We start from the raw sequence: 14,255 nt of genomic DNA on the forward strand, positions 1-14,255 counted from the left end.
ATCATGTTCGGAAAGGCAGCTTTGCCTATCAGCGAGGACCAGGTGAATACGCTGGCTGATGCTTTGTATTTGGCCGGTTCCACGGCATTCACCATCATTACGTCTGTGGTCGCTTGGTTCAAAAATAACTATGTCACTGGCAAAGGAAAGCAGCAAAAAGAAGTTCTAAAACAAAAAGGGTTAACGAAATGAGGTTGCCGGCTGGCAGCCTTTTTTATTTAAAAACAAAATAGGAGTGGTTCAGATGGTTAAAGTTGTGAAGAATTATGTGAAAGTCAATCAATATACCCGGCCAGGGCTAAAGTTGGCGGGAGTGAAAGGGATTGTCATGCACTGGACGGCTACTCCCGGTGCGTCCGCACTGAATGAGCGTAATTATTTCAATGGCACGTGTATCGCTGATAAACGTTATGCGTCAGCCCATTACTTTGTAGACCGTAAAGAGGTTCAGCACATCATCCCTGAAAACGAAGTCGCATATCATGCCCATGATCAAAATCGCTGTTATGTCAGCTTTTTAAAACCAAACGCTAACACAACGGCAATCGGTGTTGAAATGTGCGTCGAAAAAGACGGCAAGATTCACAGCGAAACCGTTCAAAATGCCGCTGAATTGGTCGCTGACTTGTGCAAGCGTTACGGCCTTTCTACAGATAAGATTGTGCGGCATTATGATGTGACAAATAAAAGCTGTCCGACTCCCTGGGTGAGGGATGCAAGCCAGCTGACGACATTCAGGAAAAAAGTTGATGCCTTGCTCGGAAATAAAACTGTGTCAAAGAAAACATCATCCACGAGCCAGTCAAGCAAATCCACAGGGACCATTCTGAAAAAAGGGGCGTCCGGTTCCCAGGTCAAGGCGCTTCAAAAACGTTTGATTGCCGCTGGTTTCTCGCTGCCGAAGTATGGGGCCGATGGCTCGTATGGCAATGAGACGGTACAGGCCGTCAAAGCTCTGCAAAAGAAAGCGGGTATCGCGGTGGATGGAATTTACGGACCGGCTACAGAAAAGGCGCTTGCAACTATTGAAGCGAAAAAGAAAAAGCCTTCCTCAAACGGCAAAAAATCATCCTACCCGCTGCCGTCTGGCATCTATAAGGTAAAAAGCCCGCTGATGAAAGGGACGGCCGTCCGGCAGATTCAGGAGGCTTTAGCGGCTGTATATTATTATCCGGACAAAGGTGCCAAAAATAACGGCATAGATGGCTATTACGGGCCGAAAACGGCAAACGCGGTCAAACGATTCCAGCTGATGCACGGGCTGTCTGCCGATGGAATTTACGGTCCTAAAACGAAGGCGAAACTTGAGGCTCTGTTGAAGTAAAGAACATATTTTAAATTCTTTTATCAACAATAAAAACCCCCGATATGGGGGTTTTATTTCAAATAAAACTGAATATGACGTATATCACAACTTCGGCTACAAGTAAATAAATCATGTACCTTGCATATCTATACACATCATCGTCGTCAGCAGTTTTCTTACTTTTGAATGTCCATGCAAATAAACCCAATACAGTTAATGTTAAGATAATTTCAACTATTGTTAGAGGTGACATTCTACCACTTACCTCGACATTGCCATCCGTAGTAGGACAACTCTATTGCAATGGTTGCTGCATTAACTTTCATTCCAGATCTAATTAAAGTTTTAAAAATTAACCTTGCAGCTAAATCATATTGCTTAGTTCTGATATATGTAAAGATAGCACCATTCAAAAATTGACGCGCTGTATTACCGTAACTACCAATCATTTTGTATACAACACATTTACCAAAAGATGTTGCACTAGCAACCTGAAAACTAGACTTCTGAAAAGAAGAGTCTGACGCCATTAATTCTTTTAGTTTTAAGGCAGCAGGGTCGCCCTCCAAAACTTTTTCATCAAACAATCCCTTGTTTTTAATAACATATCCCTCATTAGTTAGTTCCCCAACTTCTTCGAAGTAAAACTTTAATATTTCCTCTAATTCCTTTTCTGAATAATCACCAGAATCGGAATAGCTTTTCACCTGGGAATTCGAAAATTCGCTTGCCTGTGAAATTTGAGGTACAACAAAGGTTACTAATAAGACAGCTGTTAGCAATAGGATAAATGGTTTACAGATTCTTTTAGCTATCGTCTCCACTTTTCTCTCTCCCTTATAATGTATTTGGTATTGTATAGATTACCATAAAATGAGTGGTAATGCCTCTGAATATTGAAAAATAGTAAAAAAGATACATTTTAAAAGCGGGAACTTGAAGCTGGTCAATAATGCTTCGAATGCGAAAATATGTTCTGTTTATATAGTGAAGGAAACAAAAGTTTGGTATAATTATCATAGGTAAAACAAACCAATGAAGGGGGATACTATGAAAAGAACCGAACAAATATTAGAAGCTATAGACGAATTAACTAAAGAAAAAGGTTTTCCGCCCTCTGTTAGGGAAATAGGCGAAAGGGTTGGTTTAAAATCTTCAAGCACAGCAAAAGGTCATCTTGACCGATTACGTAAAAAGGGGCTTGTTGATTGGGAAGAAGGTAAGCCGCGAACGTTACATTTATTATGTAAAGAAAAAGCCACCATTTAACGTTTGGTGGCTTTGTTGTTTTTATTTAATGTGTAAAGCCTACTCTAATGAGAAGGATTTTTTTAGAGATCAATTTTTATTTCTTTTCCATAGACAATAGCGTCGTCCTTGCTGTTATCACGTTTTAAAACATCTTCGCCTTTTAATCTAATACTTTTTTCACCTTTATCAACAGGAACCCAAACCATATTATCGTCCATTTTTGACTTTGCCATCATTTCAATTGAAGACGGGTTTGGAAGTCCCATATTTAAATTGAAATTTAAATCCACTTGCTGACCATCACTAGTTACAGCTGTCCGGAAGCCTCTCCATGTGATTTCATCATTTCCGGTGTTTTCAGTTTTATAAAGAATTTGAGCATATGTAAATTCCTTTGGATCACCGCCAAAATTTTCTTTTAATTCTGCTTTAAAAGCATCAGAAAGATTTGTGACAGTAATCACCTTGGCATTGAGAAAATCCACCTTTAAATCACCAATGATCAGTTTTTTATTGCTGATATCTTTCATAGCATTTAAGGTGACTGTCCCGGTATTAGGATCATATAAGCTGTCACCAACTTTATCTAATGTCTTTTTGCCGCTGTCTTCTTGAGTATTGTTATTGGAATTATCGTTTTCACTCTCTGTGGCTTTTGTATCTTTTTCTTGGCCTTTTGAATTTGTATTTGTTGAATTACTTCCACATGCTGAAAGAACAAAGCATAAAAGAAGAGCAAAAAATAAAAACGCGAATTTTTTCATATAGAAAAAGTCCCCCTCTATGTTTATAATGAACATTTACATTTTAAAACAAATGAGGGGGATTTTCTACATAGTTTTACTTGAACAGTTTGCCCAATATTTTGCCGGTTGTTTTTCCAGCTGCGCGGCGAGCTATACGCTTTCCGATCGTTCCTTTTTTCACTGCGTTGACATCCCCTAAAATCTTGGCCGACTTGTATAAAGCTGATCTGATTTTGTTGATACTCATTTTCCCTCGTCCCTTTTCGTATTGATGGTTTTATTATAGCAAAGAAAAAGTGAAAGGCTTGTTTATCTTTTCAGTATATTGCCCACTATTTGCCCACAATGGGTAAAATTTTCGCATATTTTTACTTGTTTTTAAAAGGGCAAAGACGGGCAATGAGAACACCCAAAACCCCTTGTACTATAAGGGCTATACGGGGTTAGCAAGGCATTAAAGGGCAACCATAACAGAAATGGGCGGCATGATGTAAGCCCACTTAAAACCCCTTGAAAATCAAGGGGTTTTTTGTTTTGTTTATTAAATTGGTCACGAAATGGTCACATCCATCATGATGATTGGATTTTCATTGATAAGTCATTTACAAATGAATTGAATTGTTGCGAAGTTTTAGTGGTATGCAGATAAACTTTTCTAGTCACTTCGTCTTTTTCGCGGCCTAAAATTTTCTGGATTTCTTCCAAAGGAACACCGGCTTCGACTGCAAGGGATGTAAAGGTGTGACGGAAAGTGTGTTGAGTGATTTTTTTGTTTAGTTACATTCGTTTTAAAATGCTTCTCATTCTTGTATCCATTTTCTTTATGTTTTCGGGATTACCATCCGGACGGGAAAAAATGAAATTATCTTAGCTAAATTTTTCGCCGTTGGCATATGCTATCTTTGCCTATTTAAATTTAAGCCTTTTTAAGAGCGCCGCTAAAATCGGAAAGCAGGTACTTCTCCTACAGTTGCTGGTGTTAGGATGCAATGAATTTTAATTAGATGCTTTGTTTGTTGGGCAATACAATGTCTTTGTAACTTTTAAATTCGAGCATTGCTTAAAAAGGCGTGTAGTCCACCTTGATAAGAATATAGTTCTGTTTTTAGTGTTAAAGAAAAGCCCTAAAAAGGGCAATTCTCAATTATTGACTTCAATTGTATGTTTTACATCTTTTCCGAGACTATCAGCTTTATCATCTATTGGAGCATCAACCCGAATTTCGATTGATTTCAAGTCTTTAACAGATGAATTTTTCAAGATGTAAACATTGTGACCTTTATTTTTAACTTTCCCTAAATATTCTCCTTCGATATGTTCAGAAAGTAACACCTCGGGTTCAAGCTGTTCCTTAGTATCAGTAATGATTTTCGCTTGCCCTAAGAAAAAGCTTACGTCTTTATCAGAAGTATTTTCGCCTTCCATTTCAATTGTTATTGCGTTGATTTTATCTCCGACTTTCGCATCAAGAAGCGAGGCGGTTTCTTCGTTTTTTGGCTCCAATTCCTTTAATTGAATGGCACTGATCTCATATTTCATAGGGCCAGTTGAGCCTTTAATATTTACATTTTTATTAGTGAAGACGGTAGTCGCTTTCATGTCCCCATCTTCTTGGACATCTTCGTTATCTTTTTTACTATCAGATTCTTTGTTCTCGCTTGCTGTTGTTTCTTTTTTGTTATCATCTTTTTTTGCGGTGTCTGTAGAACCACAAGCCCCTAAAATAATCCCTAAACAGAGCGCAAGGGATAAAATCAAAAATTTCTTCAAGTAAAGCCCCCCAGTTCATTTATGTGTGCATCTTTTATCATAGGATAAAATTCTCAGAAATTCAACAGAACATTACCATTTTTGTAAAAAGATTCACCGTTTTATTAAGTATGACGTTGCCCTTTCTCGCATTGCAATACTTTTGTTTAATCTGATTTTTTTTGCGCCCTTCTTTTAGTTGCTCCGAAATGATTTCGAGGGCAGCATCTAAAATCTCCTGTGTTATTTCTCTTTGACGGGCAGCGATGAAGGTTTTTGGATCATTTAAGATTTTTTTAGCTGTATCAGTGAAGATTCTTCTTTATTCCATTAAAGGGCCATATAGTGGAGGTTCACCGAAGGAGAATAAAGGCTGAATAATTGCGAGGGGAATGGAAGAAGGCTAATCATTAAAACGGGGCGCATATTCTGGAACAAATAGGCACTTTTGTTGAATAAGGAAGAACATTCTATTACACTAGGTTTAACGGGAATATTCTTAAATAAACTTTTTGAGGGGTTGCATATGACTATGACTAGCAATGCCAATCAAGTTGTTTTAAACATTCGTTTCAAAGTTAAAGCAGGCAAAAAAGAAGCTTTTCGAAAATCACTTTATTCACTTGTTGAAGTGATGTCAAACGAACCTACCTTTATAAATGCTATTATAAGTGATGATATTGAAAAACCAGATGATATAGTAATTTATGAAATCTGGCAAGGTACAAAAGACAGTTGGTTACAGGAAGAATTGCCAAAGCCTTATCGAAAAAAATATGAAGAAGTTCTTGGTGATCTCCTTGAGGATAGAATAATAAGTTATTTAACCCCAAAAGGAGAATGGGGAAGTAATTTAACGAATGTCAGTCGCTGATTTAAACTTGGCCAGTTATCTTTAGGCCGGTGTAATAGGAAGAAAAACTGTTTATGTCGCTGTTTTTTAAGGTGATTTCAACTTGAAGAACGTTTTCTAATATGTCCTTCATTGGTTCTTTCTTCATCTTCACCAGCTAATCAACTGATAACTCCATGGTGATACCTCTGCTGGAATACCCCCTTGTCTATAAGCACTATATGAAGATCGCAACTTTGTTCAGCAAAAGGGCGCGATTGCGGAGCGAAAAAAGCCCAATTTTTCAAATTCAATACTGAGAAATTGGGCTTTTAAATATTAGCATTTTCCTGATCTTACGCTACCCCTTATTAAGTTTGCATTTCTAATTTTCTAAACTAGCTATTTTGGTCACAAAACCGGTCACACTTTCGGATTTTGAAGGTGTATGTCTCTGAAATGAATTTCCAGTAAAATACAACCTATTCCGAGAAAAATCAATTTGCGTATGGGAATATACATTCGTGAAAGGGATTGTTCTATGTTTTATGTTCCAATCCGAGAAAAATCCAACAAAAAGGGGGATAAAATGGGAGGTTTTCTCTATTCCATTTTGTCATACGATAGAGACAAGAAAAATGAACGTGAATATTGAATCCAAGAAGGAGAGCCTGCGGACATTGATCTTTTGCACACGGATGTTGTGCAGTTGATTGGTGGCCGCTTTTTTATTGGGCAGAATGGGAGACGCACTTTCCCTTATTTGAAGTGACCCCAAAAAATAAGAAATTAAGTTGTTCATCAAACATCAATGTTGTAAATTGATCGAAAGATAATTGTTGAATTTTGGTTAATTAAGTTATAATGGGTTCTGAACTTTTAACAGAAAGGTTAAACAATTAATGTCGCACAACAAACTAATGTTTTTGCTTTTATCACTTTCATCTATTATTCACCTGATCGGTACAATTTTTGACCCTGTGGCTAGCTGGAAATCCTGGCTGGTGAACATCGCATTCATTTTACTGGCCCTTCTATTTTTAAATCTTACTTTAAAAGAAAATCAACAGAACAAGTAGCGACATGCCTTTCTCAAAGAGAAGGGCATATATTTTATATTATGACCTTCGGCAAGAGTAGCCTTAATAAATGTCCCTCTAATTCTGCATCTGATATTGGGGCAAATGTGCAAATGGCATTTAAATCGCAAGACCATGGGGGTTTTATAAAAATGGTCAAAAAAATTGTAAGTCGATGCAATTCATTTTCCCTGCTGGGGACAATCTTTTTTATCGGCAGTTATTTGACGTACAAATTTAATGGCGTAGAGCTGGTTGGGTTCCTGTACTCAGGCATCATTTTTTTGATAGTCCTGATCGCAACTACCGTAATGTTAATTAGGCAAAAAAGAAAAGGAACCAATAAAAATAAACAGGCTTAAATGCATGCTTTAGCTTCCCTCCATTAGTGTAACCTTTCCAATCCATAATATAGATCATCATTAAAGCATCATACGTCCAGTACATCAAATATCATCTCCTGTTCATACTAATAGCGGGAGGTACATCGACTTATGCTGAAAATTTGGATGACTGGACTTTTACTTTTAGCGCAGCCCGCGGGGCATTCTGACAGCTTAACGATTACCCAGCAAGGGAAGAAAGTGGCCGTTTTAAACCGCGAAGATTTTACAATGCCGCTTCCCGGGACACCGATGATTGATGTTAAAAAATATGGCGAGTTCGTTGACAGGCTTGAGCGGAAAGTACACAAGGATCCCGTCAACGCCGTGATCAATGATCAGGGAAGGATCGTTCCCGGCAAGGTTGGCTACAGCCTTTCCAGGGAGGGATTTAGAGAGCAGTTTTACGCGTATTTTTATGGGGATGGCCCGTCCACGATAGAAGTGCCTGAATTGAACGTTTACCCGAAAGTGGACAGCGAACTGCTTTCCCATATCCGGACACAGCGGATCGGCCAGTATGTGACGTATTTTAATTCCGGGAATAAAAGCAGGACGCACAACATTTCACTCGCGGCAAAAGCGATCGACAATCATGTTGTGTTTCCTAATGAGACGTTTTCATTTAACAAAGTTGTCGGTATGAGGACGCCGGACAAGGGGTATATGAAGGCTCCCGTGATCGTGAGAGGCGAATTGTCTGAAGGGGTTGGGGGAGGCATTTGCCAGGTTTCGTCGACATTGTTTAATGCGGTTGACAGGGCAGGACTGGAAATCGTCCAGCGCTATTCCCACAGCCGCCGTGTCCCTTATGTTCCGCCGGGGCGCGACGCGACGGTCAGCTGGGGCGGGCCTGATTTGCGCTTTCAAAATAAATATAACCAGCCGGTCTTGATCCGAGCAAAACGGCATGGAGGAACGATGGTTGTTACACTTTATTCTTCTGATGTTGTCAATCATCAGCTGCGGAAGGTCCCGAAGGCTCCGTCTGAAATCCCAAAAGAAGAGCATCAGAGCGGGGATCACTAAAGGCGAATGTTCATCTGGCGCTGCACTTGTTCACACAATGTACAATAAAATCCTTTTGCCTGTATGATAGGATGAATCAAGGACACATCTTTAAGACAAGAGGAGATGATCGAGTGACATGGCTTTTTGTAACCTTTTTGGTGATCTTCAGTCTTTTTAAAATACTGGTCACTTGCCTTCCGAGCGGTGTTGTAGAGTGGCTGACCGGCAAATTTCAAGTTCATGTGAAGCTGGAAGAAGCGAATGTTACAGTGACGTTCGGCGGAAAGCGTTTAGAGGGATCTGACAAGAGTCAATTTATTCAACACTTTAATGAAGCTGTATTTATGGAGCGGTATTACATCTACCCGGGAGACGAGCCGCTTTTTGTAAATCCGAAAAACGCCGGGACACCGTTCGTTATCGTAACAAAAAGAGGAAAAAACGCTGTGAAGCTGTTGGTTTACAGATACGATGATCATATAGACGTCGTTAAACAATATAAGAAAAAGACGGCCGCTTATTGTCTGCGTTCTGACAGTCTGCAAACATGCAGGGGGCTCAAAACGGCGGATTTGGTTTAAAAAGCAGGAAAAAACCTGCTTTTTTATTTTGATAAAAAATAGAGCCTGACAGCGCTGTAACCGATCAAAAATAAACAAGCAGCGATCGTAAAGATACATTCTCCTTTTTTATTCTTCTTCAAAAGAACGAATGAACGCACACCGATGTTCAGCCCAAACAGGATGAAACCCACATTCAAATAAACAGGATTTAAACCGGATGGAATGATGAGGAGAATTATGCCGGCAAGCGTGATATAATGGAACGCTTTGACAAGCGGCGGTTCTTTTTCCCGCGCTGTACGACTGTCCATTTCACCATCACCTTTCATTAGCAATAAAATCCTTGTATTGCATATTATTCTAATTTAAAATGTGGTTGATGAAAAGTCTTGCAAAGGGAGAAACGCCATGACCATACATATTCAACAGCTTGATGCCCCTCTGAAGCCTGAGTTTGTTGCTGAACTGATTAATTTGTGGAATGATAATACATTGGAAACGGCTGATTGCACATTGGATGATCAAGATAGAGAAATGATACAGCAGCAGCTGAAACAATATGCTCAATCCGCATACGGAGCGGTTTTTGCCGTCGTGAATGAGAAGCAAGAAGCGGTCGGATACGGGCTGGCCTCTATTAAGAAAGATTTGGTCAGCGATTGTCTGAGCGGGCACATCGATGAAGTGTACATAGCCCCGGGCTATCGAAGAAACAAACTGGGGAAGCTTGTTGCAGATCGTATGATGGATTGGTTTGAACGGCATCAAGTGTCTCACGTTCAAGTATCAGTTGATATCGATAATCAATCGGCGCTACATTTTTGGGAAGGCATCGGATTCAGCAGTGAATTTTACCTTCTGACACATTAATTTTTTGAATCATGGAGGCGATGCCCTCACCATTATGACCCGGCCGCCTCGCTGAAAAGCCCCTTTTTCATTGCAAAGAGGCTTTTTTAATGAGTTGAGGAGAATTATGATGCGGTGAATTGACGAGAGTCGGGACTTCATAAGCTTCCATCTCTTTTGACTCATAGGGTTTTAAAAGGCTTTCTAAATACGCAAGGTGTTGATTTTCCGGATTCAGCCATTCCTTTTCAGCCTGACGATCAAGAATGACGGGCATGCGGTTATGAATATCTTTCATCAAATCGTTGGGCATTGTCGTAATGATTGTGCATGTATAGACGGGCTTGCCGCCTGCAGGCTGCCACTTCTCCCAAAGCCCCGCAAACGAAAACAGTCCATTTGTTTTGAGCTTGATCCTCATCGGCCGTTTTGTCTTGGCATCGGTGCGCTTCCACTCATAAAAACTGTCTGCCGGAATGAGGCACCTTTGTCTGATCAGCGGCTTTCGAAAGCTCGGCTTCTCAGCCAAAGTCTCAGCGCGCGCATTGATCATTTTATAACCGATTTTCTCATCCTTTGACCACGGCGAAATCAATCCCCATCGCAGCCGACCCAGCCGGTTATGCGAACCGTCGCTGATGACGGCGAGAATGAACTGGGAAGGCGCGATGTTATAACTGGGGCTGTAATCTTCAATCGTCATTTGATCAATATCGAAACGATCAATAATCTCATCAAATTCAGAAAAGAGCGTAAACCTGCCGCACATCTTAGATCACCTTTTTTTGTTTATTGAAAGTTTGAGGCAAATAGATTTTTTATATATAAATGGCCAATAAGGCCGCTGCAACAGCCATGACAAAGCAGTCATCGCCCGTCATGGCCACGCCGTTTTTGATGAATACGCTGCAGGTCCAGTTAAGCGCCGATCCTTCCGCGGTCCGGTCAATCAGCTTTTTACCTGCTGTGTAAACACATGCTTTAAATAAAGAAAACGAAATGGAACATAAAATAAAGAGCAAAATAAACTTTACCACCAACGCCAGCATTGCTTTTTCACCCCGACATATTTTGTAAGCTCCACCTTCATTTTACCAATAAATTCATATGTTAAAACCTCATTCTTATTTTATTATATTGACCGAATGGTCAGCAAACGCTACAATTTATACTAACCGATTGGTCAATAACGAAAAGGAATGATGATCAATGCCTTTACAGCTTTATGAAAAAGAACAAATACTCGATGCCTGTTTGGAAGTTTTTGCGAGGCGCGGCTATGCTAAGACTTCGACCGGAATGCTGGCGGAAGCGGCCGGCATTTCAAAGGCGCTGATTTTTCATCACTTTAAAAGCAAAAAAAGCCTGTACTTAACTGTGCTCGATTATTGTATTGAAAAGGTAAAGTCGCGCCTTTCCCTTGATGACCTGTCGTCTTATCATGATTTTTTTGAAGCGAAAGAAAAAATAAGCCTGGCTAAGCTTGAGTTTTTCGCGGATTATCCAAACGTATATAAGCTCACGAAAGAAGCCTTTTTTTCACCGCCTTCCGAATTAAAAGAAGAAATCGCCGCAAAGTATGGGGAGCAATTTGCCGTTAGAAATCGTATTCTAAAACAGCTTTTTGCGAAAGTTCCGTTGAGGAAAGGAGTCGATCGTGAAGAGGCGTTCGAACTCATCATGGTCATGATGGGGCATTTTGAACAAAAGTTTCTAGCGAAAGTAACGGCTGAAAACGATTATGATTCAGTCTGGAGCAGACGTCTTCTTGAAGAACGAAAACGGTTTTTGGATATGATTCGTTTCGGTATTGAAGGCGAATAAAAAGGGGGATTTCTGATGGGACACTATGTATTGGGCTTTCATGAGGTCGATCGAGCCGATTTGCCGCTTGTCGGTGGGAAAGGGATGAACTTGGGCGAATTGTCCAAAATGGACGGCATTCAAGTGCCTCCCGGCTTTTGTGTAACTACAAAGGCATATGAAAGGATGATCGGCGAAAACGGCAGTGTCAGTGAACTGATTGATCAGCTGTCTCTTTTAAAAGTGAACGATAGAGAGCAGATTAAAGAACTCTCCCTCCAGATCAGCAATGGTATTGAAAGGGCCGAAATCGCCGAAGAGATCAAAGAAGCGGTTAAAAGCGCTCACTCAAATGCTGGCGGCGGTGCATATGCCATCCGATCAAGCGCTACAGCGGAAGATTTGCCTCATGCCTCTTTCGCCGGGCAGCAAGATACGTATTTAAATATAAAAGGAATAGAGGCGATCTTGAAGCATATCAGCAAATGCTGGGCTTCACTGTTTACAGAGCGGGCCGTGATCTACCGGATTCAAAACGGTTTTGACCACCGTAAAGTTCAATTATCGGTCGTCATCCAGCAGATGGTGTTTTCGGATGCGTCAGGCATTTTGTTTACGGCAGATCCCGTTACATCTAACCGGAAGGTCACCTCGATTGATGCGAGCTTTGCTTTGGGAGAGGCGCTTGTATCTGGTACGGTTTCAGCAGACAACTATAAGGTTCGCGAAGGCGCGATCATTCAAAAAACGATTTCCGAGAAAAAGACGGCAGTCTATTCTTTGGAAAGCGGCGGCACTGAGGCGCGCGAAGTCGAAGCGGGACGCCGGAAAAAGCAAACATTAACAGATGAACAGATCATACAGCTCGAAAAACTGGGAAGGAGAATCGAAGCTCATTTCGGTTTTCCGCAGGATATTGAATGGTGTCTGGCTGATGGCGAATTTTTCTTTGTCCAGAGCAGGCCTGTAACGACATTGTTTCCTCTCCCGAAACAGAGCGATGACAAACTGCGCGTCTATATGTCTGTCGGGCATCAGCAAATGATGACAGAGCCGATCAATCCGCTGGGGATATCGTTTTTCGGGTTGATCTCGGATTATGAGCTGACTTGTGCCGGCGGAAGGCTTTTTATTGATTTATCACACGATTTGGCATCTTTTGCTGGTCGGAAAGTCGTCCTCAGCACGGCGGGGAAAAATGATCCTTTCATGCATAGCGCTCTTGTGAATTTTTTGAAAAGAAAGGAGATTGTCAAAACGTTGCCGAAAGGGAAGCGGATGTTTAGATTAGGGGCTGAGGGGCTGTCATGGTCGCTGCCTGGTCATGCGCTGAAGATTTACCGGAAAAACGACACAGGTGTAGTCAAACGGCTCATGTCCAAAGCGGAAGCATCCATTCATGAGGCTGAACAGCGATTGAAAAATGCATCGGGTGAAACGTTATTTGCACAGATAGAAGAGGATCAAAAAAGCTTGAAAAAAGTTCTCTATGATTCAGAGAGCATGGCTGTGATTATGGTTGGTTTATATGCGGTATACTGGCTCAATCGAAAAATGGAGAAATGGCTTGGCGAAAAAAATGTCGCCGATACCCTTTCTCAATCGGTATTGCATAATATCACATCTGAAATGGGATTGGCGCTTTTGGATGTTTCCGATGCTGCCAGAGGATATCCCGAGGTTCAGAAGTATTTAGCGCATGCCAATGATGAAACCTTTTTCGAAGATCTCAAACAGCTTGACGGCGGTCCCGCCTTTAGCAGCGCATTGCGGGCATTCCTTGAGAAATACGGCATGCGCTGTACCGGTGAGATCGATATGACCAAGACGCGCTGGAGCGAACGCCCTTCCATTCTTGCTCCAGTCATTTTGAGCAACATCAAGAACTCTGATCCCGGCGCGCGAACGGTGAAGTTTGAACAGGGGCGATTGGAAGCGGGGCAAAAGGAGAGGGATCTGTTAAGCCGTCTGCAACAATTAAAGGGAGGCAGACAAAAGGCAAAAAAGACAAAGAAGATGATCAGCGTTTTGCGGAATTTTATCGGTTATCGGGAATATCCCAAATATGCTCTGATCAAACGTTATTTTATATATAAGGAAGCGTTGATGAAAGAAGCCGCCGTTTTGCAGCGAATGAATCTGATTCATGCGAAAGAGGATATTTATTATCTGTCTTTTGATGAATTGCGAGAGGCCGTTTGCACAAATCGACTCGATGTGAAGAAGATCGAAGAAAGAAAAGCAGAATATCAGCATTATGAAAAATTAACGCCTCCGCGAATGATGACTTCAGAAGGCGAGGTCATCACGGGAGAAGTTCTGGGAGATCACATTCCGGCGGGAGCGTTGGCGGGCGTTCCTGTTTCATCGGGAGTCATCGAAGGAAGGGCAAGAGTGATTCTGAAATTGGAAGAAGCCGATATCGAAGAGGGGGATATCCTTGTCACGCCTTTTACAGATCCGAGCTGGACACCGCTGTTTGTCTCAATCAAAGGTTTGGTGACTGAAGTGGGCGGCCTCATGACACATGGCGCCGTCATTGCGCGGGAATACGGGCTTCCGGCGGTGGTGGGGGTTGAACATGCGACGAAAGAAATTAAAGACGGACAGAAGATCAGGATAAACGGATCGGAAGGCTATGTTGAAATACTCGAATCATAAAAGCGAGCGCAGCTTCAAGCTG

The 14,255-nt window shown here is 41.3% G+C and carries 16 protein-coding genes and 2 pseudogenes; 10 read left to right on the forward strand and 8 right to left on the reverse strand.

Going from position 1 to position 14,255, the window contains the following annotated elements:
• The 3 genes and pseudogenes from QMZ64_RS12920 to QMZ64_RS12930 all read left to right on the forward strand — a co-directional run.
• The coding region (locus QMZ64_RS12920) for a phage holin (RefSeq protein WP_301441350.1) at positions 1 to 192 on the forward strand (192 nt) is incomplete at its 5' end.
• A 136-nt stretch (positions 193 to 328) separates the two neighbouring features.
• Positions 329 to 958 (forward strand): annotated as a pseudogene (locus QMZ64_RS12925) (peptidoglycan recognition protein family protein); the annotation flags it as partial.
• 111 nt (positions 959 to 1,069) lie between these two features.
• Positions 1,070 to 1,324, forward strand: a pseudogene (locus QMZ64_RS12930) (peptidoglycan-binding domain-containing protein); the annotation flags it as partial.
• A gap of 236 nt (positions 1,325 to 1,560) precedes the next feature.
• Here the strand turns inward: QMZ64_RS12930 and QMZ64_RS12935 are convergent.
• On the reverse strand, positions 1,561 to 2,130 hold the full coding sequence (locus QMZ64_RS12935) for a hypothetical protein (RefSeq protein WP_265627715.1): 570 nt from the start codon (positions 2,128 to 2,130) through the stop codon (positions 1,561 to 1,563).
• 226 nt (positions 2,131 to 2,356) lie between these two features.
• Here QMZ64_RS12935 and QMZ64_RS12940 point away from each other — a divergent pair, with 226 nt between their 5' ends.
• The gene (locus QMZ64_RS12940; RefSeq protein ID WP_265627714.1) at positions 2,357 to 2,575 is read left to right on the forward strand and encodes a LexA family protein; all 219 of its coding nucleotides are present in this window, start codon (positions 2,357 to 2,359) and stop codon (positions 2,573 to 2,575) included.
• A 62-nt stretch (positions 2,576 to 2,637) separates the two neighbouring features.
• Here QMZ64_RS12940 and QMZ64_RS12945 read toward each other — a convergent pair whose 3' ends face one another.
• The 4 genes from QMZ64_RS12945 to QMZ64_RS12960 all read right to left on the reverse strand — a co-directional run bounded on the left by QMZ64_RS12945 (position 2,638) and on the right by QMZ64_RS12960 (position 5,073).
• Entirely contained in the window at positions 2,638 to 3,321 is a 684-nt protein-coding gene (locus tag QMZ64_RS12945; protein WP_265627713.1) for a hypothetical protein, read from the reverse strand.
• Positions 3,322 to 3,397: 76 nt separating this feature from the next.
• Positions 3,398 to 3,550 carry a hypothetical protein gene (locus QMZ64_RS12950; protein ID WP_187444691.1) on the reverse strand — a complete coding sequence of 51 codons (153 nt, stop codon included), beginning with the start codon at positions 3,548 to 3,550 and terminating at the stop codon, positions 3,398 to 3,400.
• Between the two features lie 323 nt (positions 3,551 to 3,873).
• On the reverse strand, positions 3,874 to 4,068 hold the full coding sequence (locus QMZ64_RS12955; RefSeq protein ID WP_265627853.1) for a tyrosine-type recombinase/integrase: 195 nt from the start codon (positions 4,066 to 4,068) through the stop codon (positions 3,874 to 3,876).
• Positions 4,069 to 4,443: 375 nt separating this feature from the next.
• Positions 4,444 to 5,073 carry a hypothetical protein gene (locus QMZ64_RS12960; RefSeq protein WP_265627712.1) on the reverse strand — a complete coding sequence of 210 codons (630 nt, stop codon included), beginning with the start codon at positions 5,071 to 5,073 and terminating at the stop codon, positions 4,444 to 4,446.
• A 430-nt stretch (positions 5,074 to 5,503) separates the two neighbouring features.
• Here QMZ64_RS12960 and QMZ64_RS12965 point away from each other — a divergent pair, with 430 nt between their 5' ends.
• The 3 genes from QMZ64_RS12965 to QMZ64_RS12975 all read left to right on the forward strand — a co-directional run bounded on the left by QMZ64_RS12965 (position 5,504) and on the right by QMZ64_RS12975 (position 8,938).
• On the forward strand, positions 5,504 to 5,926 hold the full coding sequence (locus QMZ64_RS12965) for an antibiotic biosynthesis monooxygenase family protein (RefSeq protein WP_265627711.1): 423 nt from the start codon (positions 5,504 to 5,506) through the stop codon (positions 5,924 to 5,926).
• A 1,531-nt stretch (positions 5,927 to 7,457) separates the two neighbouring features.
• On the forward strand, positions 7,458 to 8,375 hold the full coding sequence (locus tag QMZ64_RS12970) for a VanW family protein (RefSeq protein ID WP_265627710.1): 918 nt from the start codon (positions 7,458 to 7,460) through the stop codon (positions 8,373 to 8,375).
• A gap of 113 nt (positions 8,376 to 8,488) precedes the next feature.
• On the forward strand, positions 8,489 to 8,938 hold the full coding sequence (locus tag QMZ64_RS12975; RefSeq protein WP_265627709.1) for a YfmQ family protein: 450 nt from the start codon (positions 8,489 to 8,491) through the stop codon (positions 8,936 to 8,938).
• A gap of 23 nt (positions 8,939 to 8,961) precedes the next feature.
• On the opposite strand, the gene QMZ64_RS12980 is transcribed toward QMZ64_RS12975, so the two are convergent.
• Complete coding sequence (locus tag QMZ64_RS12980; RefSeq protein ID WP_265627708.1) at positions 8,962 to 9,231, reverse strand: hypothetical protein; 270 nt, start codon at positions 9,229 to 9,231, stop codon at positions 8,962 to 8,964.
• A 97-nt stretch (positions 9,232 to 9,328) separates the two neighbouring features.
• Between QMZ64_RS12980 and QMZ64_RS12985 the strand changes: the two genes are divergently transcribed.
• Complete coding sequence (locus QMZ64_RS12985; RefSeq protein ID WP_265627707.1) at positions 9,329 to 9,790, forward strand: GNAT family N-acetyltransferase; 462 nt, start codon at positions 9,329 to 9,331, stop codon at positions 9,788 to 9,790.
• 67 nt (positions 9,791 to 9,857) lie between these two features.
• On the opposite strand, the gene QMZ64_RS12990 is transcribed toward QMZ64_RS12985, so the two are convergent.
• Together QMZ64_RS12990 and QMZ64_RS12995 are read right to left on the reverse strand one after the other, a co-directional pair.
• Positions 9,858 to 10,538, reverse strand: coding sequence for an SOS response-associated peptidase (locus tag QMZ64_RS12990; protein ID WP_265627706.1), 681 nt, complete (start codon positions 10,536 to 10,538; stop codon positions 9,858 to 9,860).
• Positions 10,539 to 10,587: 49 nt separating this feature from the next.
• On the reverse strand, positions 10,588 to 10,818 hold the full coding sequence (locus tag QMZ64_RS12995; RefSeq protein ID WP_243944539.1) for a hypothetical protein: 231 nt from the start codon (positions 10,816 to 10,818) through the stop codon (positions 10,588 to 10,590).
• A gap of 160 nt (positions 10,819 to 10,978) precedes the next feature.
• On the opposite strand from QMZ64_RS12995, the gene QMZ64_RS13000 reads away from it, so the two are divergent.
• Both QMZ64_RS13000 and ppsA read left to right on the forward strand, forming a co-directional pair.
• Positions 10,979 to 11,593 carry a TetR/AcrR family transcriptional regulator gene (locus QMZ64_RS13000; RefSeq protein ID WP_265627705.1) on the forward strand — a complete coding sequence of 205 codons (615 nt, stop codon included), beginning with the start codon at positions 10,979 to 10,981 and terminating at the stop codon, positions 11,591 to 11,593.
• A gap of 15 nt (positions 11,594 to 11,608) precedes the next feature.
• Positions 11,609 to 14,233 (forward strand): phosphoenolpyruvate synthase, encoded by a 2,625-nt coding sequence (gene ppsA / locus QMZ64_RS13005; protein WP_265627704.1) that lies wholly within the window; start codon positions 11,609 to 11,611, stop codon positions 14,231 to 14,233.
• Positions 14,234 to 14,255 lie beyond the last annotated feature (22 nt).

Source organism: Bacillus sp. LB7 (assembly GCF_030449715.1).
In the GTDB taxonomy this organism is placed as follows: Bacteria; Bacillota; Bacilli; order Bacillales; family Bacillaceae; genus Bacillus; species Bacillus paralicheniformis.

What these genes read in the sequence shown, in the direction of transcription:
- QMZ64_RS12940 (WP_265627714.1), top strand. Translation starts at nt 2,357, where the DNA reads ATGAAAAGAACCGAACAAATATTAGAAGCTATAGACGAATTAACTAAA.
- QMZ64_RS12945 (WP_265627713.1), bottom strand. Translation starts at nt 3,321, where the DNA reads ATGAAAAAATTCGCGTTTTTATTTTTTGCTCTTCTTTTATGCTTTGTT.
- QMZ64_RS12950 (WP_187444691.1), bottom strand. Translation starts at nt 3,550, where the DNA reads ATGAGTATCAACAAAATCAGATCAGCTTTATACAAGTCGGCCAAGATT.
- QMZ64_RS12970 (WP_265627710.1), top strand. Translation starts at nt 7,458, where the DNA reads ATGCTGAAAATTTGGATGACTGGACTTTTACTTTTAGCGCAGCCCGCG.
- QMZ64_RS12980 (WP_265627708.1), bottom strand. Translation starts at nt 9,231, where the DNA reads ATGGACAGTCGTACAGCGCGGGAAAAAGAACCGCCGCTTGTCAAAGCG.
- QMZ64_RS12985 (WP_265627707.1), top strand. Translation starts at nt 9,329, where the DNA reads ATGACCATACATATTCAACAGCTTGATGCCCCTCTGAAGCCTGAGTTT.
- QMZ64_RS12990 (WP_265627706.1), bottom strand. Translation starts at nt 10,538, where the DNA reads ATGTGCGGCAGGTTTACGCTCTTTTCTGAATTTGATGAGATTATTGAT.
- QMZ64_RS12995 (WP_243944539.1), bottom strand. Translation starts at nt 10,818, where the DNA reads ATGCTGGCGTTGGTGGTAAAGTTTATTTTGCTCTTTATTTTATGTTCC.
- QMZ64_RS13000 (WP_265627705.1), top strand. Translation starts at nt 10,979, where the DNA reads ATGCCTTTACAGCTTTATGAAAAAGAACAAATACTCGATGCCTGTTTG.
- ppsA (WP_265627704.1), top strand. Translation starts at nt 11,609, where the DNA reads ATGGGACACTATGTATTGGGCTTTCATGAGGTCGATCGAGCCGATTTG.